This is a genomic window from Marinobacter sp. DUT-1 (assembly GCF_050379415.1).
Taxonomy (GTDB): domain Bacteria; phylum Pseudomonadota; class Gammaproteobacteria; order Pseudomonadales; family Oleiphilaceae; genus Marinobacter.
This window is the reverse complement of sequence record NZ_JBNRLS010000003.1, coordinates 690,408-714,040: the sequence shown is the minus strand read 5'-3', so window position 1 is coordinate 714,040 and position 23,633 is coordinate 690,408. Positions and strand designations below refer to the sequence as shown.

Here is a 23,633-nt window from a genome sequence, read left to right as displayed (position 1 = left end):
TAAGTAGTTACTGACAGGCTTCACAGTCGGGGTCGTCGATTGAGCACACCTGCGGTTGCGGCGCGGCAACCGGGGCGGTTTTCTCGGCGCCGGTGGCCCCCAGGGAACGCAGGTAATAGGTGGTCTTGAGCCCACGCTCCCACGCCAGCTGATACAGGGCGTCCAGCTTCTTGCCGCTGGGTTCGGCCATGTAGAGATTCAGGCTCTGGGCCTGGTCAAGCCATTTCTGGCGCCGGGCGGCCGCTTCCACCAGCCATCGCGCATCGATCTCGAAGGCGGTCGCATAGCGGGCTTTCAGTTCCGCCGGGATGCGGTCAATCTGCTGCACCGAGCCGTCGAAGTACTTGAGGTCGTTGACCATCACGTTGTCCCACAGGCCTTCGGCCTTGAGATCGCGAACCAGAGAAGGGTTCACCACCGTGAACTCGCCGGAGAGGTTCGATTTGACGAACAGGTTCTGGTACGCCGGTTCGATGGACTGGGACACACCTACGATGTTGGAGATGGTGGCCGTTGGCGCGATTGCCATGACGTTGCTGTTGCGCATGCCGTTTTTGGCAATCAGATCGCGCACCGGGGTCCAGTCCAGGCGCGTGTCGGTGTTCACCGAGCAGTCTCCATCCCGGCGGTTTTCCTTCAGCAGGTTGATGGAGTCGATGGGCAGGATGCCCTGGTGCCAGAGCGAGCCCTCGTAGGTGTCGTAGGCGCCCCGTTCGCCGGCCAGGGTGGCGGAGGCCCGGATGGCGAAGTAGCTGAGCTGCTCCATGGCAACATCGGCAAACGCCACCGCCTCCGGGCTGGAATACGGGAGGCCCAGTTGATAGAGCGCGTCCTGGAAGCCCATCAGGCCCAGGCCCACGGGGCGGTGTTTCAGGTTGGAGTTCCGCGCCTGGGGCACGGCGTAGTAGTTGATGTCGATGACGTTATCGAGCATGCGCACGGAGGTGGTGACGGTCCGCTCCAGGCGCTGGACATCCAGTTCGCCATTGACGATATGGGCGGCGAGGTTCACCGAGCCGAGGTTACACACGGCAATCTCATCGGCGCTGGTGTTCAGGGTGATCTCGGTGCACAGGTTGGAGCTGTGGACCACGCCCTGGTGCTGCTGGGGCGAGCGCAGGTTGCAGGGGTCCTTGAAGGTGATCCAGGGGTGACCGGTCTCGAACAGCACGGTGAGCATCTTGCGCCACAGCTGTTTGGCGGGGATCTTCCTGAACAGCGTGATCTTGCCCTGCTCCGCCAGGGCTTCGTAATGTTCGTAACGTTCGCGGAAGGCGTTTCCGTAAAGGTCGTGCAGATCTGGCACGTCACTGGGAGAGAACAGCGTCCAGTCGCGGTCCTCGCGCATGCGTTCGATCAGCAGGTCCGGCACCCAGTTGGCGGTGTTCATGTCGTGGGTGCGGCGGCGCTCGTCACCGGTGTTCTTGCGCAGCTCCAGGAATTCCTCGATGTCCAGATGCCAGCTTTCCAGGTAGGCGCACACTGCGCCCTTACGCTTGCCCCCCTGGTTCACTGCCACGGCGGTGTCGTTCACCACTTTCAGGAACGGCACCACGCCCTGGCTCTGGCCGTTGGTGCCCTTGATGTGGGAGCCGAGCGCCCGTACCGGGGTCCAGTCATTGCCCAGGCCGCCAGCCCACTTGGACAGCATGGCGTTATCGCGGATGGCACCGTAGATGCTTTCCAGGTCGTCCTGCACGGTGGTCAGGTAGCACGAAGAAAGCTGGGAATGGCGGGTGCCACTGTTGAACAGGGTGGGCGTGCTGGCCATGTAGTCGAAGCTGGAGAGCAGCTCGTAGAACTCGACGGCCCTGGCGTTCGGGTCGTCTTCCCTCAGCGCCAGGCCCATGGCCACGCGCATGAAGAATACCTGGGGCAGCTCCAGTCGAGCCCTGTTCCAGTGCAGGAAATAACGGTCGTACAGGGTCTGCAGACCCAGGAAGCCGAACTGGTGATCCCGCTCAGGTTTCAGGGCCTCGCCCAGCCGCTCCAGGTCGAAGGCAGCCAGGGCTTCGTCCAGCAACTCGTAGCGGATGCCGGCGTGGATGAATCCGGCCAGGGCCTGGGGATAAACCTCCGCCAGCGTTTGACTGCGCGGCAGGTCCAGCGCTTCGGCGGCCTCGAGGCGCAGCTGTTCCAGCAGCAGTCGGGCGGTGACGGCGCTGTAGTCCGGCTCGCGCTCGATCCGGCTGCGGGCGGTCATGATCAGGGCGGACAGCACTTCGGTTTCTTCGATGCCGTCGTAGAGGTTACGAAGGGCGTCTTCCACCAGGGATTCGCCGTCGATGCCGTCGAGGCCGATGGCGGCCTGCTCCACCTGCAGCTTCATCAGGCCCAGGTCCAGGGGGGCGATGCTGCCATCCGCCTTTTTGACGGTCAGGTGCGGGTGGGCCTCCATGGGTTCTTCCACGGCGCGCTTGCGGGCGTGTTCTTCCCGGTACAGTACGTAGGCCCGGGCCACTTTCTGTTCCTCGGCCCGCATCAGGGCCAGTTCCACCTGGTCCTGGATATCCTCGATGTGGACTTTGCCTCCTGCTTTGAGGCGGCGGCTGATGGCCTGGACCACCTGTTCGGTGACCCGGTGTACGGCATCGTTGATACGGGCGGAGCCAGCGGCCTTGTCGCCTTCCACGGCAAGGAAGGCCTTGGTCACGGCGACACTGATTTTGGCCGGATTGAATCCAACCAGGGTGCCGTTGCGTTTAATTACCTGAAGGGATTGGGTATCGGTGGAAGCTGCCGGTAGTTCGGCGAAGGCGGTGGCTGTCATGGTGCTCTCCTGGGTTCGCGTTGGTTCCATTTCACCTTCGCGAATGCAGGGGCACACTTTGCCTGGAGGACAGGCAACGGGAACCGGTCTGCTCACCCTGAGTCGCGAAGGTGCAGTCCAGAAGCCGGTGTTACTGGCTCCTGATCCCTGGCAGGTCTTCGGACTCAGGGGCGTGGATCGTCTGATCCGGCCTTACGTGGCGACTTCCCGGTTTGGAGCCCCTGGTTACTTCCTGAGTCGCCTCTGGTTTTCAGAGCGCTTCACAGTCAAGGCGCGACTTTGCAGTAAGGCCGAGGCCTTTCAAAAAGTCGCAACGCCGATTGTGAAGCGCTCTGAAAGCCCCGAAGGGCGCGCTCTGAAAGCTGCACCTGCTGTGTTGCGACTCTTGCCAAGGGCTTCGGCCATTGGCGGCGAGCCGCGCCTTGCATCTGCAGCTTTCAGAGCACGCAGAGGCGATTCAGGAAGTAACCAGGGGCTCCTTGCCAGTGTCATCGTGCCACGCTCGTTCCCCAATACCGCTGCGCGTCAGTTCCGGACTCTCACCGGATTCCCGACTACCGGAGGCGATCAGAGAATGATCACAACATCTGGTAGTTGACCAAGGATTGAAACACTATATACACGTAACAGAATCGGGACAAGGCACTTTTCCGAGATCGCCCTGTCTTCGTTGATACATCATCACAAGGGGTAGGCCATGAAATCTCGATGGTACTGGCTGGCAGGCATCACCGTGGCTGCGGCGTTGGGTGCCCAGGCCCTGGCCACGGACAACCCGATACCGCCTTTCTCGCAGATCCGGTCGTTGGATGAAGGCTGGGAGCCGCTGCAGTTCCCGAAAATCGAGCAGCACACCCGCTATGAACTCGTGCAGGAGGATGGCCAACAGGTGGTCAGGGCCACCACCGAGGGCGGCGCCTCGGGTCTGATTACCCGCCTGAATCTGGTGCCGGATAACAGCCTGAAACTGGCGTGGCAGTGGAAGGTATCGAACGTGTTCGAGGGCGGCAATGCCCGGGAGAAGTCGGGCGATGACTACCCGGCCCGGATCTACGTGGCCTTCGAGTTCGAGCCCGAAGAAGCCGGATTCTTCGAGCGCGCCAAACGCAAGGCGGTGGAAGTGCTGTTCGGTGAAACCCTGCCCGGCAATGCCCTGAATTACATCTGGGCCAACAAACTTCCCGAGGGAGAATTCATCGCCAATTCCTATACCGACCGGACCGTAATGGTGGCGGTGAACTCCGGCAGCAGCCGAACCGGCCAATGGGTCCGCGTGGAACGGGATATCGTGGCGGACTACCGTGAAGCGTTCGGTGAGGAACCACCGCCTGTGGTAGGCATTGCCATCATGTCCGATTCGGACAATACCGGAGAGCAGGCCACCGCCTGGTACCGGGACCTCACCCTCATGCCCTGAATGAATCGGAAATCAGCGGTAGGCTTCGGGAAAACCGGGAATCACGTAACTCTGACCGTTGCGGGGCATGACCGGTAGTTCCCCCCGCTGCACCAATCGCAAGTAGGCATCATCGAACGCCTCCCGGAGAATCGCCGCCCGCGGGTTGGCAAGGGAGAACAGCCAGGCCGCGGTCCGGGAGCGGACTTCAGACTCCCTCACGATACTGTCGGACGGTTCGGTGAGGATTTCCCGCACCGGCGCGTGGTAATCCAGCACATAGTCGCCCCGGTGGCGCTTGAGCATATCGATGGCCGCCCGGTGGTTCGGGGCCTCGGTGACCAGGATCTGGTCGGATTCCTGCAACCACTGGATCAGCCCGGCATAGGTGTACCCTGCGATCACGATCACAGTCTTGCCCATGAGATCGTCGAAGTGGTCCAGGGGTGACTTGCCGTCGAGGTACCAAGCACTGAGTTGTACGGTCATCGGCTGCGCCCAGCTTTCCAGGACTTCCCCCTCCAGCTGGGGAATGTTGGTCAGCCCCGGCCAGGCATCCACGGTGCCATTTTTCAGGTAGAGATAGACCCGGCTGATGGGCAGGAACAGGAATTCCGGCTGGTAGCCCGCCTCCTCGACCACCTTGCGGGTCATTTCGATAATCAGGCCGGAAGCCTCGCCGGTTTGGGTGTGGTGGGCAAAGGGCGGGAATTCGTTGTAGGCGATGCGAAGCACGCCGCCATGTTCAGAAGCCTCGGCCCGTGACAACGGGGCGCCGATAGCCAACAGCACCAGGGTTACCCACACATAAAACCGGACCGGTGGCCGAACCACTCCGTCTCCGGAATACAACCTCGCGTGATTAATCATGATCTCCAGTTCTGCAGATATCCCAGCAGGCTAGAGTACCAGAAGTTCCGGAGTCTGCACTGACACGTGGCGCAATTTTGCCCAATATGTCAGATGTGGTACACCACGAAATACAGGCCGATTCCACCCATCACCAGGGTATAGGGCAGTGCCATCCAGACCATCCGGCCATAGGACAAGCGTACCAGCGGAGCAATCGCGGAGGTCAGCAGGAACAGGAAGGCGGCCTGGCCGTTGGGGGTTGCCACACTGGGCAGGTTGGTGCCGGTGTTGATGGACACCGCCAGATCCCGGAAATGCTCGACACTGATGGCGCCGGCATCCAGGGCCTGTTTGACCTCACTGATGTAGACCGTGGCCACGAACACGTTGTCACTGATCATGGAGAGCAGACCGTTAGCCAGGAAGAACATGCCCGGCTGTTCGCTTTCGGGCAGCGAGAGCACGTAGTCAATGATTGGCTTGAACAGGTGCTGCTCGTGGATGACGGCAACCACGGCAAAAAACACCACCAGCAGTGAGGTGAACGGCAGTGATTCCTGGAACGCCTTGCCAATCTGGTGCTCGTCGGTGATGCCGGTAAAGGAGGTCACCAGGATAATCACCAGCAGGCCGATCAGCCCCACCTCCGCCAGGTGGAAGGCCAGGCCAATGACCAGCACCGCGGCGGCGGCGGCCTGGACCCAGAGCGCGGCCTGATCGGCCTTGGTGCGCTTGTTACGCTCATTCTCGGCAAACTCTTCCAGAACCCGGCGTACCGGCTTGGGCAGGCGGCCGCCATAGCCAAACCAGCGCAACTTCTCCAGGGCCCAGCAGGTAACCAGGCCACCCACCAGCACAGGCAGACTCACCGGCGCCATACTCAGGAAGAAGCCGATGAAATCCCAGCCCACGACCTTGGCGATCAGCAAATTCTGGGGTTCTCCCACCATCGTGGTCACGCCACCCAGTGCGGTACCTACAGCGCCGTGCATCAACAGGCTGCGCAGGAAGGCCCGGAAATTCTCCAGGTCTTCCCGATGCAGTTCGATCACCTCGTCGTCACTGTTGGTGTTGTGGTCCGAGTGATGGTAGCCCTTACCGGACGCTACCTTGTGGTACACCGAATAGAAACCCACTGCCACGGAGATGATCACGGCGGTGACAGTCAGGGCGTCGAGGAAGGCCGAAAGCACTGCCGCCGCGCTGCAGAACAGCAGGGACAACGCCGATTTTGACCGCACCCCCACCAGGATCTGGGTGAAGGTGACCAACAGCAGTTCCTTCATGAAATAGATGCCTGCCACCATGAACATCAACAGCAGGATCACCGGGAAGTTCGTCAGTACCTCCAGATACACCGCATCCGGCGTGGTCAGCCCGATCAGCAAAGCCTCCACCGCCAGCAGACCACCCGGCAGCAACGGGTAGCATTTCAGCGCCATGGCCAGGGTGAAAATGAACTCGCCGATCAGCAACCACCCCGCCACCCCCGGGCCGAGCACGTACATCACAATCGGGTTGGCAATCAGGAACAGCAGGATGGCCTGCTTGTACCAGACAGGCGCCTTGCCAAGGAAATTGTGGGTAAAGCCGGAAAACACGGTAGTGGGCATTGCAGAGATCTTCTGAGAAAACGGATTGTTGAAATTATGTGGCGAAGGGCCAGAATCTTCCTTGATATTTATGTACCGGGGTATGGTCCAAAGGTACATTCTTTGACCGCATTTGGTCTTAATAACAACAAGAAAGCCTGATTGTTCTCGCCGAACCTGAAAATTTTCGTAATATTACTAAACAATGCCCGGTTGGGCGACCGCATTTTAACCGATTTCCGGCCAAATGCGGTCGCTTTCTGAAAAAATGATAAAAAACGGTCAGAAGAAGGCCTGGATGCCGGTCTGGGCACGACCCAGAATCAGCGCGTGGACATCATGGGTGCCTTCGTAGGTGTTCACCACTTCCAGGTTCACCAGGTGCCGCGCCACGCCGAACTCATCACTGATGCCGTTACCACCGAGCATGTCCCGGGCCAGGCGCGCAATGTCCAGAGCCTTGCCGCAGGAATTGCGTTTCATGATCGAGGTGATTTCCACCGCGGCCGTGCCCTCGTCTTTCATGCGACCAAGGCGCAGACAGCCCTGCAGGGCCAGGGTGATGTCGGTCTGCATGTCCGCCAGCTTCTTCTGGATCAGCTGGTTGGCCGCCAGCGGCCGGCCGAACTGTTTGCGATCCAGCACATACTGACGGGCGGTGTGCCAGCAGTCCTCGGCGGCACCCAGGGCACCCCAGGAAATGCCGTAACGGGCGGAGTTCAGACAGGTGAACGGACCCTTCAGGCCTCGTACGTCCGGGAAGGCGTTTTCTTCCGGAACAAACACCCCGTCCATCACAATCTCTCCCGTGATCGAGGCGCGCAGGCCCACCTTGCCATGGATCGCCGGGGCACTCAGACCTTCCCAGCCCTTCTCCAGCACAAAGCCGCGGATCGCGCCATCGTCGTCCTTGGCCCAGACCACGAATACATCGGCGATCGGGCTATTCGTGATCCACATCTTGCTACCGGTCAGGCGATAACCGCCATCCACCTTGCGCGCACGGGTCGCCATGTTACCCGGGTCGGAACCGTGATCCGGCTCGGTCAACCCGAAACAGCCAATCCACTCACCGGAGGCCAGCTTCGGCAGGTACTTCTGGCGGGTTTCCTCGTTGCCGAATTCGTAGATGGGCACCATCACCAGGGACGACTGCACACTCATCATGGAACGGTAACCGGAGTCGACCCGCTCGATTTCCCGGGCAATCAGGCCATAGCACACGTAGTTCAGGCCACTGCCACCGTACTGTTCGGGAATGGTGGCGCCGAGCAGGCCGGTCTCGCCCATTTCCCGGAAGATCTCCGGATCGGTCTGTTCGTTGCGAAAGGCTTCCAGCACCCGGGGCCGAAGCTTGCTTTCGGCAAACTGGCGGGCACTGTCACGCACCATGCGTTCTTCTTCGGTCAGTTGCTGGTCCAGCAAAAGGGGGTCTTCCCAGTTGAAACTTGCTTGGTTGGCCATGACTCATCTCCACTGAATTGCAGGTCCCGGTTATACGACAGCACTCTGCTGATAGGCCCAGCATACCAGCAGAGCACTCACTCCGGCTGACTTTTTTCGAGAATCCCCCTTTTCTTTAAAGCAATATCTTTGCGCAATTTAAAATCGTCCCTTATAAGAATCCGTTTATTATTCCCCTGAAATACAGACAAAGAGACACTAAAAACAGGAAAAGCCTCGCCCTCTAAAACTTTCTTAAGCAATATATTGACATATTATCGAGTAGGGGCTTACTTTGACATGGGCGAAATAATGACCTGTCGCTGCAGTCAGGTCCCCAACAACAACAAACCGGACACAACAGGTGAATCAAATGGACACAGGCATCACTCTCAATCCGGAACGCCGTGCCGTCATGATCGAAAGCGGCGCCTGGAACGACAAGCTCATTACCGACTACCTCGACCAGGCCGTGGCCAGCACTCCGGACCGGGAAGCCATCGTCGGCTACCAGGTCACCAGTGACACCCGCACCGCTCTCACCTATCGGGAGCTCAACGACATGGTCACCCGCATGGCCGCCGGTCTCGCGGGCACGGGTATCGGGAAAGGCGATGTGGTGGCGTGCCAACTGCCGAACTGGTGGCAGACCACCGCCCTGCACCTGGCCTGCATGCGCATCGGCGCCATCCTGAACCCGCTCATGCCGATCTTCCGGGAGCGGGAACTGCGCTTCATGCTCAAGCATGGCGAGGCCAAACTACTGGTGATTCCCAAGGTGTTCCGCGGCTTCGACTACGAGGCCATGATCGACGGTATTCGCGGAGAGCTACCGGACCTCGAAACCCTGCTGGTCATCGGCGGAGAGGGCGAGCGCAGCTTTGAACAACGCCTGGTGGAGACGCCCTGGGAAGAAAAGCGGGACACCAGGGCCCTGTTTACCGAACGCCAGCTCACCGCCGACGATGCCATCCAGATCCTCTACACCTCCGGCACGACCGGCGAGCCCAAGGGCGTCATGCACAGCTCCAACACTCTGTTCTCCAACGTGCGCCCATACGCCGACCGCCTGCACCTGACCTCGGATGACAAGGTGCTGATGGCCTCCCCGGTGGCCCACCAGACCGGCTTCATGTACGGCATCATGATGCCGGTTTACCTGGGCACCACCGCCATCCTCCAGGACATCTGGGACGCGGACTATGTCTGCAAGGTGATTGCCGCGGAGAAACCGGCCTTTACCATGGCGGCGACACCGTTCCTGGCCGACCTGGTAAAGACTGCTCCCAAGCACGAGGGTGAACTGGATTCCCTGCGCATTTTCGTGTCCGCCGGGGCACCGATCCCCAGTGCCGTGGTTGAGCAAGCCGGCAAGGTGCTGAAGGCAAAGATTGTCTCGGCCTGGGGCATGACCGAGAACGGCGCGGTCACCATGACCTGCCCGGAAGATCCCGCCGAACGGGCCAGCCAGTCCGACGGCAAGGCTCTGCCCTGGATGGAAGTGAAAGTGACCGACTTCCAGGGCAACGAACTGCCTGCCAGCGAAGAAGGCAGCTTGCTGGTTCGTGGCTCCAGCCTGTTTGTCGGCTACCTCAAGCGCCCTGAACTCTACGGCGTGGACGATGATGGTTGGTTCAACACCGGCGACCTCGCACGCATGGACAAAGACGGCTACATACGCATCACCGGCCGTACCAAGGACGTGGTGATCCGCGGCGGCGAGAACATTCCCGTGGTGGAGGTGGAAAACCTGCTTTACAAATTCCCCGGCATTGTCGATGTCGCGCTGGTGGGTTGCCCGGACGAACGCCTGGGCGAGCGTCTGTGCGCCTATGTCACCCTCGACGAGAACGCCACTGACCTGACCCTGGACCAGATCAAGACCTACCTGACCGAACAGCAGCTGTCCAGGAACTACCTGCCGGAATACCTGGAAGTGATCGAGGCCATGCCCCGCACTGCCTCCGGCAAGATCCAGAAATTCAAGCTGCGCGAGCAGGCCAAAGAGGTTCGCCTGGAACCGGCCAAACGCGGCTGATCCCTTTGATTGAACAGCAACAGGAGCAAGTCATCATGAGAGGCCTTAACGGAAAAACCGTCATCGTGACCGGCGGCGGGGGTGGCATCGGCCGCGCCGTGTGCCAGCGCTTTGCCGAGGAAGGCAGCCTGGTTGCGGTGCTGGACCGGGACGAGAGTGCGGCCCAGGCCACCTCTGACCTGATTACCGAAGCCGGCGGCACCGCCCGTGCCTATGCGGCGGACATCACCGATTACGCCGCGATCACCGAGACCGTGGCGGCCATCGAGAATGATCTGGGCGTACCCACGGTACTGGTGAACAACGCCGGTTTCGACCGCTTCATCCCGTTCCTCAAGACCGAACCGAAACTGTGGGAGCAGCTGATTGCAGTCAACCTCACCGGCGCGCTGAACATGCACCACGTGGTGCTGCCGAAGATGGTGGCGGCCGGCGGCGGCAAGGTCATCAACGTCGCCTCAGATGCGGCCCGCGTCGGCTCCTCCGGCGAGTCCGTCTACGCCGCCTGCAAGGCCGGTCTGGTGGGCTTCAGCAAGACCGTAGCCCGGGAGCTGGCTACCAAGAATGTATGCCTGAACGTGGTCTGCCCCGGCCCCACCGACACCGCCCTGCTCAAGGGCGTTGCCGAGAGTGCGCCGAACCCGGAGAAACTTCTGGAAGCGTTCCGCAACGCCGTGCCCATGAAACGCCTGGCCCAGCCGGACGATTACCCCGGCATCATTGCCCTGCTCGCCAGTGACGACGCCAACTTCATCACCGGCCAGGTCATCAGTGTGTCCGGCGGCCTGACCATGGCCGGCTAAACGCCAACTTTCACGAACACGGAGACCCAGACATGAGTTACGAAGACATCCTGTACGACGAAACCGATGGCGTCGCCACCATCACCATCAACCGCCCGGACCGCTACAACGCCTTCCGCGGCCAGACCTGCATGGAACTGATCGACGCCTTCCACCGCGCCGGCTGGAACAAGGACATCGGCGTGATCGTGTTCACCGGCGCCGGCGAAAAAGCCTTCTGCACCGGTGGCGACCAGGGCGCCCACGAGGGCCAGTACGACGGCCGCGGCCTGATCGGCCTGCCGGTGGAAGAACTGCAGCGCCTGATCCGGGAAGTGCCCAAGCCAGTGATTGCCCGGGTCAACGGTTTCGCCATCGGCGGTGGCCACGTGCTGCATGTGATCTGTGACCTGAGCATCGCCTCGGAAACCGCCATCTTCGGCCAGGTCGGCCCGAAAGTGGGCTCGGTGGATCCTGGTTTCGGCACCGCCTACCTGGCGCGGGTCGTGGGCGAGAAACGGGCGCGGGAAATCTGGTACCTGTGCCGTAAGTACAGCGCACAACAGGCGCTGGAATGGGGCCTGGTGAACGCCGTGGTACCCCCGGAGCAGCTGGACGAGGAAGTGCGCAAGTGGTGTGACGAGATCCTGGAGAAGAGCCCCACAGCCCTGACCATCGCCAAGCGCTCGTTCAACGCCGACAGTGACAACATCGCCGGCATCGGTGCCCTCGGCATGCAGGCCCTGAGCCTGTATTACGACACCGATGAGTCCAGGGAGGGCGTCAACGCCTTCAAGGAAAAACGTAAGCCGGAATTCCGCAAGTACTACAAGTAACGGCCCGATAGCCCGGAGAACACCATGAATTTCGGATTCAATGAAGAACAGAACGCGATTCGCGAAGTTGTGGCCCGTTTCAGCGCCGAGGTGCTGGCTCCGGGCTATCGCAAGCGGGACCGGGAAGGCATGATCGAGCGGGATGTGATCCGCCAGCTCGGCCAGATGGGGCTGCTCGGCGGCGAACTGCCCGAGGAATTCGGTGGCAGCGGTATGGACTGTGTTACCAGCGGTCTGATCATCGAAGAGATCTCGAAAGGGGATTTCAACGTTGGCTACATTCCCCTGCTGGCCTCCCTGAACGGCCAGATCATTGCCAGCCACGCCGCCCCGGACCTGGCCAAAGAGTGGCTGCACGGCATGACCACCGGTCAAAAAGTGGCCTGCATCGCCCTGACCGAACCCCACGGTGGCTCCGACGCCGCCAACCTGCGCCTGAAGGCGGAGAAGAAGGGCGACGTGTACGTGCTCAACGGCGAAAAAACCTCAATCTCCATGGCCGACCAGGCCGACGTGGCAGTGGTGTTTGCCCGCACCGGCACGTTAGAGCAACGGGCCTCCGGCATCAGCGCGTTCCTGGTGCCCATGGACAGCCCGGGCATCACCACCAACCGATTTGAGGACAACGGCCAGCGTGCCATCGGCCGCGGCTCCATCTTCTTCGACAACGTGGAAGTGCCCGCCAGCCATAGGATGGGGGACGAAGGCAAAGGCTTCAAACAGGTCATGCAGGGCTTCGATTACAGCCGCGCGCTGATCGGCCTGCAGTGCCTGGCGGTGGCCCAGCAATCCCTGGAGGAAACCTGGCATTGGCTGACCGAACGTACCGCCTTCGGTCAGAACCTGTCCGCGTTCCAGGGTCTGACCCATCCACTGGCGGAATACCAGACCTACGTTCATGCCGCGCGCATGCAGTGCTACCATGCGCTCTGGCTCAAGGACAACAACCTCCCCCACAACGCCGAAGCAGCCATGAACAAGTGGTGGGGGCCGAAGCTGGCCTTCGATGTGGTGAAACAGTGCCTGCTGGCCCATGGCCACACCGGCTGGAGTGAGGACCTGCCCTTTGCCCAGCGGTTGCGGGATGTTCTTGGCCTGCAGATTGGTGACGGTACCGCGCAGATCATGAAGAACATCATCGCCCGCGAATACCTGCCGAAGTGATGCACCCCATGTCCTCCGCGATTCGGGGTGCCGGTGACCGCCTGCCCTGGCCTGAAAGCCGGGGCGGCATTACAGGAGCACAGATGATCGTCAACGAATCCGGAGGCATACCCAACCGCTTGTTTTTCCGGCTGTTCCAGACCGGAAACATCCTGCAACGCCAGGTCCAGAACGAAATGGGCATCAGCGCCGTGCAGTGGGCGGTGCTGGGCGCACTATCGCGGGAAGGGTTTGAGGAAGGCACCTCGTTCAACCAGCTCAAGGAATACCTTTACGTCAGCCGCCAGAACCTGGACGGCGTCCTCAAGCGCATGGAACGGGACGGCCACGTGATCCGCATTCCCGATCCCCAGGATCGCCGCGCGCGGCTGGTGGTACTCACCGAATCCGGCCGGACATTCTGGAATCAGCTGCAGGGCACTATTACGGAGTTCTATCGCCAGGCCCTGCTGGGGATGAGCTTTGATGACGGCGTGAGCCTGCTGCACCTGCTCAAGAAACTCCAGCAGGACCTGTCCAATGTATCTCTGACCTCTGAAGCCGGGGACAGCACTCAAGGGCCTGCGAACCCTGCTGATTGACGCTTCACGAGTTGCAGTCAACGAGTGGATCTGAACAGCTCCAGAAAATCCCGGTAGTCCCTGAGCAACGGTCCACTGCCCCGGGCTACCAGCCGAACCTCCTGCCCTGGCAGGCACTGGGCCAGCCGGGATGCGGACAACGGAGACAGGGCCCCGAGCCGCGGGTAGCCGCCGATGGTCTGGCGGTCATTGAGCAAGGCAATGGGCTGGCCATCCGGCGGCACCTGGACGCCGCCCAGGTTGATGCCCTCGGAAATCAGCGAGCCGATCCGGCAATGCAACTTGGGGCCAAGCAATCGCACGCCCATCCGATCCGCCCGGTCGTCGACCCGCCACCAGGTATTGAAGGCATCGTAGAGGCTGCGGCCGGTGAATTCCCCGATCTGGGCGCCCGGCAACAGCTCAAGGACTGGCGCCTCGCGGAAATCCTTCCGGGCTTGAACTGGTGCCTCGGTGATACCCTCAGCCGGCTCCCCATCGGGGATATAAATTGCCAGCTGGTCGCCATCCGCCAGCTTGCCGCCCCAGCCGTCGAATCCGCCCAGCTGCTCGCGGCTGACACAGGCAACGCTGCCCATGACCGGTTCGGCAGCAAAACCACCCCGAACCGAGAGGTAAGCCCGCAGTCCACTCACCGGCGAGGCAAAGGCCAGTTTCTGTCCTTCTTTCCAGGTGATCCGCTGCCACAAAGGTACCGGTTGCCCATCCAGAGTCGCGGCGAGGTCAGCGCCGGCGATGGCGATGTCCAGATCCCGTTCCGCAATCAGTTGCAGACCACCAAAGGTGATCTCCAGGTTCGCCGTGTCCCAGGGGTTGCCCGCCAGGTAATTGGCCCAGGCCCAGGAGTACAGATCTGCCGGCCCGCCCTGGGTCACGCCCAGATGACGTACGCCAAAACGGCCCCGATCCTGTAGCAGCGCCAGCGGCCCGGCCTGGTGGACCCGGACGGCGGTTTCAGTCCTGCGTTGTGCTGTCATCCCGCCGCCTCCATGGGCGTGGTATCACCGCCCTGGCGTTCGAATTCCTCACGGCTGACAGAGACAAAGCGCACTTCGTCCCCCACTCTCAGCAGGCTGAAACCTTCCCGTTCACGGTCGAACAACCGGGCACTGGTGCGGCCGAGCAGGTTCCAGCCACCGGGAGTAGCCGTGGGATAGGCAGCCGTCTGGCGAGCGGCAATCGCGACGCTGCCCACCGGCACCTTCTTGCGCGGGGTATCAAGCCGGGGGCACTCCAGGCGAGGATCGGTCAGGCCCATGAAGGCAAAGCCGGGAGCAAAACCCAGGGCGAACACGCGGTAGGTTTTACGGCTGTGGCAATCGATGACGTCAGCCACGGTCATGCCGGTGTGCCCGGCGACCCGATCCAGGTCCGGCCCGACGCTGGGGTCATAAAACGTCGGCAGTTCGTGAACCTGGCCGGTACCGATGTCCTCGTCCGGTGCCAGCTCCACCAGTAACGCGGCAATTTTTTGCTGGGCTTCGGTCGGAGACAGCCGGACAGGATCGAAGACCACCAGCAGCGTGGTGTAGGAAGGCACCAGATCGACCAGCGTATCAGCAAACGCCGACTCGCAGTGGCGGGCCAGAGCCGTAATCCAGGGCAGATTGGCCTCGTCGATCTCCTCGAACAACCGGACCATCCAGCCATCGAGACCGGCGGATTCAAGCCGGGGCAAGGCATTGGCAGCACTGCGGCTCATGCCCGGTTTCCCAGCGCCAGGATCGCTTCGCGGATCGACTGGATCGCGGCGATGGATTCGTTGTTATCCCCGTGCACACACAGGGTATCGGCATGCAATACGATCTCACTGCCGTCAATGGCGATCAGCGGTTCGCCCCTGGCAATCTTCATGGCCTGCTCCAGGATTTCGTCGGGGTCCTCATGGACCGCCCCGGGCGTGCGCCGGGATACCAGACGACCTTCCCGATCATAGGCACGGTCGGCGAAGGCTTCGAACCAGAGCGTAACGCCATAGCGATCGGCGACTTCCTGTTCCATCGAAGTATCACAGGAGGCCATGGTCATCAGTGGCAGGCTGCCATCGAAATCCTTGACCGCCTTGACCACGGCCTCGAACAGGCCGGGATCCCGGATCATGTCGTTGTAGAGGGCACCGTGGGGTTTTACGTAGTGAATCCGCGTGCCCTCGGCCTGGCAAATGCCGGACAGGGCCCCGATCTGGTACAGCACCAGGTCTTCCACTTCGTCCGGCGAACAGGCGATGGAGCGGCGGCCAAAGCCCACCAGGTCCGGGTAGGACGGATGCGCACCCACCTTCACACTGTGGTCCTTGGCCAGCCGCACCGTGCGCCGGATGACATGCGGGTCGGAGGCGTGGAAGCCACAGGCCACATTGGCCAGATCGACATGGGGCATGACGTGCTCGTCCATGCCCATGACCCAGGGACCAAAGCTCTCGCCCATGTCGGCGTTGATCAACAGTGTTCTCATTTCCCCTCTCCCGTCTGCAGTGCGCGATAGCGCCACTGGCTGATGACATAAATACCCAGACTCACCATTATCGAGGCAAGCAGGGAGATGGCAAAAGTGACCATGGGCGGCAAGGTACCCACGGTCAGGGCCAGCGCCACCGCGAAAGCCACCAGACTGAGCATGCCTTTCTGGGCCATACTGACGGTTGCCCTGGCGACTTCGGCGCCATAGCGCTCGTGGAGTGTCCAGCCAATGGTGAACAGCCCCACCGGGAACCCGACCAGCATACCGGAAAGCAACGGTCCGGATTTCGCTGCCACAGTGGTCGCGATGCTCACCAGAATCCCGGCCAACAAGCCCCGAAGCAACAGATCAAACCAGCCCGACCGGGCAACCACCACCGTCTGACCCAATTTCAGTGCCCGGCGTATGGCCTCGGCCGTCAACAACACCAGCCCGTAAACCAGCATACCGCCCCAGACGCCCCCGGGCAGCAGGGAAAACAGCAGGGCGGTCGGTACCCAGCATGCGGTCGCCAGCGCCAGGCTGGCGAAAACCCCAAAACGACCGGCCGCAACCACGAAGCAGATGGCAAAGATCAGGGTGGCAATCAGGGCATGCAGTGTCGACAGCGCGGCGGCCTGAAGGAACCCCACCGAACGCTCCTGGAGCATGAAGAAATAGCCCGGGCCCAGCACAATCGGCGTTCCCGCCAGGATTCCGCCAAGCCGCGGTCCCACCTTACCCACCGCCAACGAAACGCCGATAACCACCAGGGCAGTGGCCACCAGTTTTGCGATCAGAACACTCAGCATGCCGCCCTGAGCGCCTCCTCGATTCCAGCCGCGATCGCCAGCAAAGCGGCATCCGTGCCATTGCGACCGACCAGCATCAGCCCCGATGGCAAATCACCCGGCTCGTGGTTCGGCAGCGTGATGGCACACAGGTCAAGCAGATTGGCCACGGTAGGATTACGCAGCACCAGCAGGTTCAGGCGGCCATAATCCTCGTCGCTGACAAGCTCTTCAAAGCGCGGCGGTGCAATCGGTACTGTCGGCGCAAGCAGCCCGTCGTAATCCGCCAGCCAGGCGTCAGCCTGCTGTTTACGTGTGCGTCGGCGCCGGAGCAATTCGATATAATCCGCGGCCCCGAGCTGCGCGCCCCGCTCCATGCGACTACTGACTCTCGGATCATACCGGTCACCATGGGAGCGCAACCATTCCCGGTGGATATGGTAGCTCTCGGCGGCAGTGAGGCCACCACCCTCGAGCAGTTCCGGCAAGGTATCAAGCACCGGTACTGTCACTTCATCGATCCGTACGCCGGCATCTCGAAGCAGTTTCAGGCTCCGGGTGAAAGAATCGGCGACATCCCGGGAAACATTATCCAGCATGTAATTGGCGGGCACGGCAAGGCGCAGCCCCGCCAAGGGCCGTTTCCTGAGCGGTTGCCACTCCAGTCCGGCAAGTACTGCATCGACCCGGGCACAACAGTCCACGGTGCGGGCAATGGGTCCGATGGAATCCAGGCTGTCCGACAGGGGAAAGGTGCCCCGTCTCGGTATGCGTTGCTGGGACGGCTTGAACCCGACCAGGCCGCAGAAGGCGGAGGGAATACGGATGGAACCTCCGGTATCGGTGCCGATGGCTGCAGCTGCCATATTGCGGGCAACGGCAACGGCGGCGCCGGAGGAAGACCCACCGGGAATCCGGCCCGGGGCCAGCGGGTTGTCCGGTGTGCCGTAATGGGGGTTCAGGCCGATGCCGGAGTAGGCAAATTCGGTCATGTTGGTGTGCCCCGTGATCACTGCCCCGGCACGACGCAGGCGGGACACAATCAGGGCATCGTGCTCAGCCGGCGTGTCCCACCACTGGCTGCCGGCGTGGGTCACCTCCCCTGCCACATCGAACAGCGCCTTGAGGGCAATGGGCAGCCCCGCCAGTTCTCCCATAGGAGCCTGGCCGCCTCGCAGTGCATCCACCGCCCGGGCTTCCGCGGCCGCGGTGCGATCGAAGCGGCCCGTATAAATCTGTCGATCAGGATCATCGCCGTTGTCGATGTTGAGCTGACAGGTCTGTAGCAAATCCACAGCCCGCCACTTACCCACCGCTATGCCACCCAGCAGATCCGCGAGCGTCTCGGCTGGCAACGGCTTGAGATCCTCGGCTTTGAACTGGGTCATTTCACCACCGGCAACGTCTGAATGTGATAGGTGTGCTCGAGAGTGCGTTCAGTGACCGGATCTCTCAACACCATCCGGAACGACTGGGCGGAACGGACACCACCTATGACCGGCAAGGTACCGCAGAGCATGGCCTGCCCGGGTGCCAGTTGCGCCTGGTCCAGGCCGAAACGGCGCAGCAGCTCCTCCGGATGGAGCAGCCCGGTAACGCCGCCCTCCTGATAACGCACTTCCTCTCCATCGATGGTGGCGAAGGACGCCATCTCCAGTTCATCCCAATGGTCGATCACATCAGCGAGCCACCACAGCTGGTAGCCCACTGGCTTGGCACACACCTGCTTGGAATGGGCCACCGACCAGGCCTCGGCTTCACGGTCGGTATGATCGGAACCGATGCCCACCACGGTGCCCCGGTCGGTACCGAGCAGCAGCACCTCGACCTCGCCGCTAGAGGCGTTGCCCAGGAACTGGACATTGTCGGCGGTGGTCAGCAGGTCCGCCGACACCCGATAGAACAGGGGGGTGCTGGACGGCGGGGAAACCCCGATCGCCTTCAGCTCCTCGATATGCTCATCGATGGCCGCCTGTTCACGTCCTGCCCACCCGGCAATGATCAGTTCGCGGACGGTGATGTCCAGTTTTTCACCGGTATCGGCCAGCTGGAATTGTGTCATTACGCGTCTCCTGTTGTTGTCAGCCGGTTACGGGTCAGTTCAATAGGTCCGGCAGGAACATGGCGATGGACGGGAACAGAACCAGCGCCACCGCCATCAGCAGCATCATCGCCACATACGGCAAGGCTCCGACCATCACATCGTTGAATGAGCCGCCCTGGCGCACACCCTGGACTACGTAGAGGTTCAGCCCCACCGGCGGTGTAATCAACGCCATCTCGATCAGCAGGATCAGCAGAATGCCGAACCAGACCGGATCAAAGCCCATACCGATGATAATCGGCGCCACAATCGGAATGGTGATAACCATCAGTGACAGGGTCTCGATAAAGAAGCCCAGGACAATGTACAGGGCAATTACCAGCAGCAGCGTCGAATAGGGACCCAGACCTGCCGACTCCAGGAAAGCCGTCAACTCCCGGGTGATGCCCGCCGAGGCCAGAACGAAGTTCAGGAAATAGGAAGCGATGATGATCAGCATGATCATGCCTGTGGTGCGCATGGTGCCTTCCAGCGCTTCCATGACCACGGTCTTGTTCAGCTTGCCCATGGACAGGGCAATCACAAAGGCTCCGATAACACCGAGCGACGCTGCCTCCGTGGGTGTGGCCCAACCGGCGTAGATGGAGCCAACCACGATGCCGAACAGGACCAGGACCGGCACCAGGTGTTTCAGCCCGGCAAACCGTTCCGCCCAGGAGTGGTGAGTGCTCGGACCTCCCATCGAGGGCCGCCACAGGCAGATAAGCGCGGTGCCGACCACGAACAGCAAGGCCAGCAACAGGCCCGGGAGCAGTCCGGCCGCGAACAGTTGGGGGATAGAGGTTTCGGTCAGGAAGCCATAGACAATCAGGTTGATGGACGGCGGAATCATGATGCCCAGAGTGCCGCCGGCGGCGATCGAGCCGGTGAACAGCCTTGGATCGTAGTTCATGTCCTTGCCCTGGGGTATGGCCACGGTGCCGATGGTGGCGGCGGTTGCCACGCTGGAGCCCGAGGTGGCGGAAAACAGGGTAGCGGTACCGACGTTGGCGTGCAGCAGGCCGCCCGGCAGCCAGGACAACCAGCTCTCCAGGGCCCGGTAGGTGCCCTTCGCAATGCCCGTACGAACCAGGATTTCACCCAGCAGGATAAACAGGGGAATGGCGATCAGTAGAAAGCTGTTGGACGCTGACCACAATACGTCTCCCATGGCATTAACCAGCGGAAAGGGCGAGAAAAACTCGTCGAGAAACAGTCCCAGCACGATCAGAGTGGCGGCAACCGGGACACTCAACAGCAGAAGGACCAACAGCACCAGCAGGGTTATCAGAATCATCAGTTGGTTTCCCCTTTCTCATCACTGATCTGTTCATCCAGCGTCGGACTGCCCGCCAGCCACTGAACCTCATCCACATGGCCACCGATCAGGCCCAGCAGGACCCGAAGTGACATCAACACCACGGCGATGGAAAACCAGACCAGACCCAGCAACCACAGGGCCTGGGGGATCCACACCGGTGTTCCCAGGGGCGTGTTGGCCCGGGCACCGCCGCTGTATGAGTGTTCGGCAACGCCAAAGGCGGCCCCCACCACCAGAACGCAGAACAGGGCCAGGGACAACAAGGCAACCAGGTCCAGCACACCGCGGACGCTGACCGGGAATTTCAGGTACAGCGCATCGATCCGGATGTGGGCTTTGCGCATCAGCGTGTAGGCAAAGGCCCAGCTGGCACTGATGGCCATGACGTAGCCCGTCAGTTCGGTGGCATGTACTTTCGAACGGCCCAGAAATTGGCGGGACAGCACCTCGATGGTCACCAGAATCACCGTCAGAAGAATCAGAATGCCGCCGGCCCGGGCCAGCCACAGCGACCCGGTCCGAACGCCCTGAAGAATCCGGTCAAGCCCGGACGTTACCTGTTCCAACATAGTGTTCTCCAGAACGGGCCGACTACCACGGCCCGTTCTATTTCTTTGGAAGGTTATGAAGGGTTACTTGGAGGCCTTGAGACCGGTGACACTGCCAATGGTCTCGTTCCAGCGGTCTACCCAGCGCTGATCGACACGGGCGGCCCAGTTTGGCAACAGGGTTTCTTCCAGATGGCGGGAAACCTGCTCGAAATCGCTCTCGGTAGCTTCCACCAGAACCATGTCGCCGGGCTCGCCACGGGAACACTCACCCTGACCGGTCAGGCAGGCAATACCCTCCTTGGTTTCGGGAACGGCAGAGGCCCATACCGGCTCTTCGTAGTTTTCCTCTACCTCTTTCAACAACCACTCCTGGGTCTCGGGGGACAGGGACTGCCACTTCTTGCCGTTCATGGCGGTGACCACATGGTCCCAACCGCCGACCGGCAGCGGGTACAGATGGGTGGACACTTCATACCAGCCGGAACTGTAGCCGGAGAGGGAGCCGGTTACGGCACAATCGATTACGCCGCGCTGAAGGGCCCCCGGTACTTCGCTGAAGTTCAGGGTAATACCCTCCGCACCCAGGGCCTGCAGGAACTCGGCGGTGGTGCGGCCGCTGGCGCGGACCTTCTTGCCGGCGAGATCCGACAGACCACTGATCTCGGTGTTGCAGAACACCACCTGGGACGGATACGGGACCACCGCCAGCACCTTGGCACCGTCAAAACGCTCGCTGAAGGCGTCATCCAGAACCGGCCAGTAGGCCTCCGCAATCTTGCGGGCGGTTTCCACATCCGGCGCCATCATGGGCATGTCCAGGCCCTCGAGTTCCGGCGCATCCTGGACGGCGTAATCGGCAACCGTGGAGGTAACCTCGATGACATTCCGGGCCATCAGGCGGTAAACCTCGCCCCCTCCCAGGCCCATCTGGTCAAAGGTGGTGACTTCAGTTGAAATGTTTCCGCCGGAAGCCTCGGGAATGTGCTTGCTCCAGAACGGCTGCTCGAAGTTCTGGTACAGCGACAGGCTGCTCCAGCTGCCGACGTAGGAAATGCTGGTCTCGTCGATCTCCTGGGCCGAAGCCTGACCGGCCAATGCAAGGGTAACGGCAGCGACAGCGGAGGTAAGATGCGTCTTGTTGATCATGGGATGGTTCCTCTTCTCTTTGTTGTCGTTCGGTTTTACAGCAGGGCCACGTGACTCTCGGGAATGTCGGTCACCAGCATGTGGCCCGGGTTGTGGGTGATCGCGAATGGAACGCCTGCATCCATCAACACCTGTTGGGGTGTCACACCGCAGGCCCAGAAAACCGGGATTTCATCAGTATGGACCGAAACGGCATCGCCGTAGTCCGGATGCGCTAGATCAGAAATACCGATCAGTGACGGGTCGCCCAGGTGTACCGGGGCGCCATGGGCCTGGGGATAGCGGGTGGTGATCTGGACAGCGCGGATGGCCTGGGCTGCCCGGAACGGCCGCATCGACACCACCATCCGGCCGGCAAAACCGCCAGCGGTCTGAAGCGGGATCGAGGTTTTGAACATGGGCACGTTGTGGCCCTCATCGATGTGGCGCACGGCCACGCCGTTCTGTACCAGGGCGTGCTCGAAGCTGAACGAACAGCCCAGCGCGAAGGTCACCAGATCATCCCGCCAGAGACCGGAGACATCCGGAAGGGTTTCTGACAACTGGCCATCACGGTAGACACAGTAGGACGGCACGTCGCGGGCAATATCCAGATCGTCGGCCAGGATCTCACACCCGCGGTGGCCAGGTTCACTGACGGCAATCAACGGGCAGGGCTTGGGATTGGCCTGGCAGAAGCGCAGGAAACCGTTGGCCTGGGCTTCGGGAAGGATGACCAGGTTAACCTGAACGAAACCGTTGGCCAGGCCGGCCGTGGGGGCGGTCAGGCTGCCATCACGGGCCCGGAGCCGGACCGCTTTAGCGGGGTAAGAATTGGAGTTGGTCATTTTTTCGCCTTGTACTGGTTTGTACTTAAGTTAAGGCGAAAACAATGATCAATTCCAATTGATAATAAGGATCTTAATTGATCGAAAAACCTGATTAGTTACAAAAATCAGGTTTTTTAGTCCTTTTGGGAAGCGACCAGCGCCAGCGACAGATCCGCCACGGCACGAACCACATGCGCCCCGGGAGCCGTCATGTAGGCGACATTGAACACCAGATCCGGAACAGTCGCCTCCACCCGGAATTCCCGCAATTTGCCGGAGGCCAGCTCACTGGTCACGATCTCCCTGGGCAAAGCACTGACGCCAATGCCATCCACCGTCATCCGGATGATGGTCGAAAGTGACGAACTGGAGTGAATCTGGATAGACCGCCCCACAGGATGGACCAGTGAACGAATGTGAGCATGGGGCTCGCTCATCCGCGGGTAGGTGATGATCGGAATCCTTGCCAGAGATGACAGGCTGAGCGGATCTTCGGGCAGGGTCATTTTCGGGCTGGCAACCCAGGTCAGGGAATAACTGTAGAAGGGTTTGGTGACAAAATCCTCGTGCCGGACATCGCCAATCAGGAATGCGATGTCGACCTCCCGCTTGATCAGCTTCTCGGCAAGATTGACGGAGATGTCCACATCCAGCTCGAGGTTGATCGCAGGATAGGTCTCGTTGATCCGCTCGATCAGCTTCGGCAGCCAGGTGTAGGCAATGGTCTCCGCGACACCGAGCCGGATAGTGCCGTGGATGGATTCCGGATCGGCCACCTTTTCCAGCAATTCCCGATGAAGTTCCAGGATTTTCTCAGCATATATCAGCAATTCCCGCCCTTTCGCGGTCAATACCGCGCTGCGTCCGGAACGGTCGAACAACTCGACACCAAGCTCGTCCTCAAGGCCGGAAATACGGGCCGAAATGGTGGGCTGGGAGGCATAGAGCTTTTCACCCGTTGCGCGGAAACTGCCAAGCTTGGCAATCCAGTAGAAGGTTTCGAGGGATCTGATGTTCATGGGCTACCTGAAACAAAAAA

The 23,633-nt window shown here is 61.1% G+C and carries 21 protein-coding genes; 6 read left to right on the top strand and 15 right to left on the bottom strand.

The window, feature by feature from the left end:
- Positions 1-7 precede the first annotated feature (7 nt).
- Positions 8-2,770: a ribonucleoside-diphosphate reductase subunit alpha gene (locus tag ACQUTG_RS13195; protein WP_428919834.1), complete on the bottom strand. Its 2,763-nt coding sequence runs from the start codon at positions 2,768-2,770 to the stop codon at positions 8-10.
- 697 nt (positions 2,771-3,467) lie between these two features.
- Here ACQUTG_RS13195 and ACQUTG_RS13190 point away from each other — a divergent pair.
- Positions 3,468-4,187: a DUF3047 domain-containing protein gene (locus ACQUTG_RS13190; RefSeq protein WP_428919833.1), complete on the top strand. Its 720-nt coding sequence runs from the start codon at positions 3,468-3,470 to the stop codon at positions 4,185-4,187.
- A gap of 12 nt (positions 4,188-4,199) precedes the next feature.
- Here ACQUTG_RS13190 and ACQUTG_RS13185 read toward each other — a convergent pair whose 3' ends face one another.
- From ACQUTG_RS13185 to ACQUTG_RS13175, 3 genes are all read right to left on the bottom strand, one after another.
- The gene (locus ACQUTG_RS13185) at positions 4,200-5,036 is read right to left on the bottom strand and encodes a substrate-binding periplasmic protein (protein ID WP_428919832.1); all 837 of its coding nucleotides are present in this window, start codon (positions 5,034-5,036) and stop codon (positions 4,200-4,202) included.
- 89 nt (positions 5,037-5,125) lie between these two features.
- Positions 5,126-6,631 carry a sodium/proton antiporter NhaB gene (gene nhaB, locus ACQUTG_RS13180; RefSeq protein ID WP_428919831.1) on the bottom strand — a complete coding sequence of 502 codons (1,506 nt, stop codon included), beginning with the start codon at positions 6,629-6,631 and terminating at the stop codon, positions 5,126-5,128.
- Between the two features lie 261 nt (positions 6,632-6,892).
- Positions 6,893-8,074, bottom strand: coding sequence for an acyl-CoA dehydrogenase (locus tag ACQUTG_RS13175; RefSeq protein ID WP_428919830.1), 1,182 nt, complete (start codon positions 8,072-8,074; stop codon positions 6,893-6,895).
- Positions 8,075-8,426: 352 nt separating this feature from the next.
- Here ACQUTG_RS13175 and ACQUTG_RS13170 point away from each other — a divergent pair, with 352 nt between their 5' ends.
- From ACQUTG_RS13170 to ACQUTG_RS13150, 5 genes are read left to right on the top strand one after another with little or no spacing between them, the layout of a single operon-like run.
- Entirely contained in the window at positions 8,427-10,091 is a 1,665-nt protein-coding gene (locus ACQUTG_RS13170) for an AMP-binding protein (RefSeq protein ID WP_428919829.1), read from the top strand.
- Between the two features lie 35 nt (positions 10,092-10,126).
- Positions 10,127-10,894 carry an SDR family NAD(P)-dependent oxidoreductase gene (locus tag ACQUTG_RS13165; RefSeq protein WP_428919828.1) on the top strand — a complete coding sequence of 256 codons (768 nt, stop codon included), beginning with the start codon at positions 10,127-10,129 and terminating at the stop codon, positions 10,892-10,894.
- 32 nt (positions 10,895-10,926) lie between these two features.
- Positions 10,927-11,709, top strand: coding sequence for an enoyl-CoA hydratase-related protein (locus ACQUTG_RS13160; protein ID WP_428919827.1), 783 nt, complete (start codon positions 10,927-10,929; stop codon positions 11,707-11,709).
- Between the two features lie 24 nt (positions 11,710-11,733).
- Positions 11,734-12,873: a cyclohexanecarboxyl-CoA dehydrogenase gene (aliB, locus tag ACQUTG_RS13155; protein WP_428919826.1), complete on the top strand. Its 1,140-nt coding sequence runs from the start codon at positions 11,734-11,736 to the stop codon at positions 12,871-12,873.
- 8 nt (positions 12,874-12,881) lie between these two features.
- The gene (locus ACQUTG_RS13150) at positions 12,882-13,454 is read left to right on the top strand and encodes a MarR family winged helix-turn-helix transcriptional regulator (RefSeq protein WP_428919825.1); all 573 of its coding nucleotides are present in this window, start codon (positions 12,882-12,884) and stop codon (positions 13,452-13,454) included.
- 17 nt (positions 13,455-13,471) lie between these two features.
- On the opposite strand, the gene ACQUTG_RS13145 is transcribed toward ACQUTG_RS13150, so the two are convergent.
- From ACQUTG_RS13145 to ACQUTG_RS13095, 11 genes are all read right to left on the bottom strand, one after another.
- A complete protein-coding gene (locus ACQUTG_RS13145) occupies positions 13,472-14,431 on the bottom strand; it encodes a biotin-dependent carboxyltransferase family protein (protein WP_428919824.1) in 960 nt (319 codons plus the stop codon).
- On the bottom strand, positions 14,428-15,156 hold the full coding sequence (gene pxpB, locus ACQUTG_RS13140) for a 5-oxoprolinase subunit PxpB (RefSeq protein WP_428919823.1): 729 nt from the start codon (positions 15,154-15,156) through the stop codon (positions 14,428-14,430). Before pxpB ends, ACQUTG_RS13145 begins: the two co-directional genes overlap by 4 nt.
- Complete coding sequence (locus tag ACQUTG_RS13135) at positions 15,153-15,908, bottom strand: 5-oxoprolinase subunit PxpA (RefSeq protein ID WP_428919822.1); 756 nt, start codon at positions 15,906-15,908, stop codon at positions 15,153-15,155. The genes pxpB and ACQUTG_RS13135 overlap by 4 nt, the downstream gene beginning before the upstream one ends.
- Positions 15,905-16,705, bottom strand: coding sequence for a hypothetical protein (locus ACQUTG_RS13130; RefSeq protein ID WP_428919821.1), 801 nt, complete (start codon positions 16,703-16,705; stop codon positions 15,905-15,907). Before ACQUTG_RS13130 ends, ACQUTG_RS13135 begins: the two co-directional genes overlap by 4 nt.
- On the bottom strand, positions 16,699-18,072 hold the full coding sequence (locus ACQUTG_RS13125; RefSeq protein ID WP_428919820.1) for an amidase: 1,374 nt from the start codon (positions 18,070-18,072) through the stop codon (positions 16,699-16,701). The genes ACQUTG_RS13130 and ACQUTG_RS13125 overlap by 7 nt, the downstream gene beginning before the upstream one ends.
- Positions 18,069-18,746 (bottom strand): DUF2848 domain-containing protein, encoded by a 678-nt coding sequence (locus tag ACQUTG_RS13120; protein ID WP_428919819.1) that lies wholly within the window; start codon positions 18,744-18,746, stop codon positions 18,069-18,071. Before ACQUTG_RS13120 ends, ACQUTG_RS13125 begins: the two co-directional genes overlap by 4 nt.
- A 34-nt stretch (positions 18,747-18,780) precedes the next feature.
- On the bottom strand, positions 18,781-20,064 hold the full coding sequence (locus ACQUTG_RS13115; protein WP_428919818.1) for a TRAP transporter large permease: 1,284 nt from the start codon (positions 20,062-20,064) through the stop codon (positions 18,781-18,783).
- Positions 20,064-20,657, bottom strand: coding sequence for a TRAP transporter small permease subunit (locus ACQUTG_RS13110; RefSeq protein ID WP_428919817.1), 594 nt, complete (start codon positions 20,655-20,657; stop codon positions 20,064-20,066). Before ACQUTG_RS13110 ends, ACQUTG_RS13115 begins: the two co-directional genes overlap by 1 nt.
- 63 nt (positions 20,658-20,720) lie before the next feature.
- Positions 20,721-21,785 (bottom strand): TRAP transporter substrate-binding protein, encoded by a 1,065-nt coding sequence (locus ACQUTG_RS13105; RefSeq protein ID WP_428919816.1) that lies wholly within the window; start codon positions 21,783-21,785, stop codon positions 20,721-20,723.
- 35 nt (positions 21,786-21,820) lie between these two features.
- Positions 21,821-22,612 (bottom strand): putative hydro-lyase, encoded by a 792-nt coding sequence (locus ACQUTG_RS13100; protein ID WP_428919815.1) that lies wholly within the window; start codon positions 22,610-22,612, stop codon positions 21,821-21,823.
- A 116-nt stretch (positions 22,613-22,728) separates the two neighbouring features.
- The gene (locus ACQUTG_RS13095; RefSeq protein WP_428919814.1) at positions 22,729-23,613 is read right to left on the bottom strand and encodes a LysR family transcriptional regulator; all 885 of its coding nucleotides are present in this window, start codon (positions 23,611-23,613) and stop codon (positions 22,729-22,731) included.
- Between the last annotated feature and the right edge of the window lie 20 nt (positions 23,614-23,633).

What these genes read in the sequence shown, in the direction of transcription:
- ACQUTG_RS13195 (WP_428919834.1), bottom strand. Translation starts at nt 2,770, where the DNA reads ATGACAGCCACCGCCTTCGCCGAACTACCGGCAGCTTCCACCGATACC.
- ACQUTG_RS13190 (WP_428919833.1), top strand. Translation starts at nt 3,468, where the DNA reads ATGAAATCTCGATGGTACTGGCTGGCAGGCATCACCGTGGCTGCGGCG.
- ACQUTG_RS13185 (WP_428919832.1), bottom strand. Translation starts at nt 5,036, where the DNA reads ATGATTAATCACGCGAGGTTGTATTCCGGAGACGGAGTGGTTCGGCCA.
- nhaB (WP_428919831.1), bottom strand. Translation starts at nt 6,631, where the DNA reads ATGCCCACTACCGTGTTTTCCGGCTTTACCCACAATTTCCTTGGCAAG.
- ACQUTG_RS13175 (WP_428919830.1), bottom strand. Translation starts at nt 8,074, where the DNA reads ATGGCCAACCAAGCAAGTTTCAACTGGGAAGACCCCCTTTTGCTGGAC.
- ACQUTG_RS13170 (WP_428919829.1), top strand. Translation starts at nt 8,427, where the DNA reads ATGGACACAGGCATCACTCTCAATCCGGAACGCCGTGCCGTCATGATC.
- ACQUTG_RS13165 (WP_428919828.1), top strand. Translation starts at nt 10,127, where the DNA reads ATGAGAGGCCTTAACGGAAAAACCGTCATCGTGACCGGCGGCGGGGGT.
- ACQUTG_RS13160 (WP_428919827.1), top strand. Translation starts at nt 10,927, where the DNA reads ATGAGTTACGAAGACATCCTGTACGACGAAACCGATGGCGTCGCCACC.
- aliB (WP_428919826.1), top strand. Translation starts at nt 11,734, where the DNA reads ATGAATTTCGGATTCAATGAAGAACAGAACGCGATTCGCGAAGTTGTG.
- ACQUTG_RS13150 (WP_428919825.1), top strand. Translation starts at nt 12,882, where the DNA reads ATGTCCTCCGCGATTCGGGGTGCCGGTGACCGCCTGCCCTGGCCTGAA.
- ACQUTG_RS13145 (WP_428919824.1), bottom strand. Translation starts at nt 14,431, where the DNA reads ATGACAGCACAACGCAGGACTGAAACCGCCGTCCGGGTCCACCAGGCC.
- pxpB (WP_428919823.1), bottom strand. Translation starts at nt 15,156, where the DNA reads ATGAGCCGCAGTGCTGCCAATGCCTTGCCCCGGCTTGAATCCGCCGGT.
- ACQUTG_RS13135 (WP_428919822.1), bottom strand. Translation starts at nt 15,908, where the DNA reads ATGAGAACACTGTTGATCAACGCCGACATGGGCGAGAGCTTTGGTCCC.
- ACQUTG_RS13130 (WP_428919821.1), bottom strand. Translation starts at nt 16,705, where the DNA reads ATGCTGAGTGTTCTGATCGCAAAACTGGTGGCCACTGCCCTGGTGGTT.
- ACQUTG_RS13125 (WP_428919820.1), bottom strand. Translation starts at nt 18,072, where the DNA reads ATGACCCAGTTCAAAGCCGAGGATCTCAAGCCGTTGCCAGCCGAGACG.
- ACQUTG_RS13120 (WP_428919819.1), bottom strand. Translation starts at nt 18,746, where the DNA reads ATGACACAATTCCAGCTGGCCGATACCGGTGAAAAACTGGACATCACC.
- ACQUTG_RS13115 (WP_428919818.1), bottom strand. Translation starts at nt 20,064, where the DNA reads ATGATTCTGATAACCCTGCTGGTGCTGTTGGTCCTTCTGCTGTTGAGT.
- ACQUTG_RS13110 (WP_428919817.1), bottom strand. Translation starts at nt 20,657, where the DNA reads ATGTTGGAACAGGTAACGTCCGGGCTTGACCGGATTCTTCAGGGCGTT.
- ACQUTG_RS13105 (WP_428919816.1), bottom strand. Translation starts at nt 21,785, where the DNA reads ATGATCAACAAGACGCATCTTACCTCCGCTGTCGCTGCCGTTACCCTT.
- ACQUTG_RS13100 (WP_428919815.1), bottom strand. Translation starts at nt 22,612, where the DNA reads ATGACCAACTCCAATTCTTACCCCGCTAAAGCGGTCCGGCTCCGGGCC.
- ACQUTG_RS13095 (WP_428919814.1), bottom strand. Translation starts at nt 23,613, where the DNA reads ATGAACATCAGATCCCTCGAAACCTTCTACTGGATTGCCAAGCTTGGC.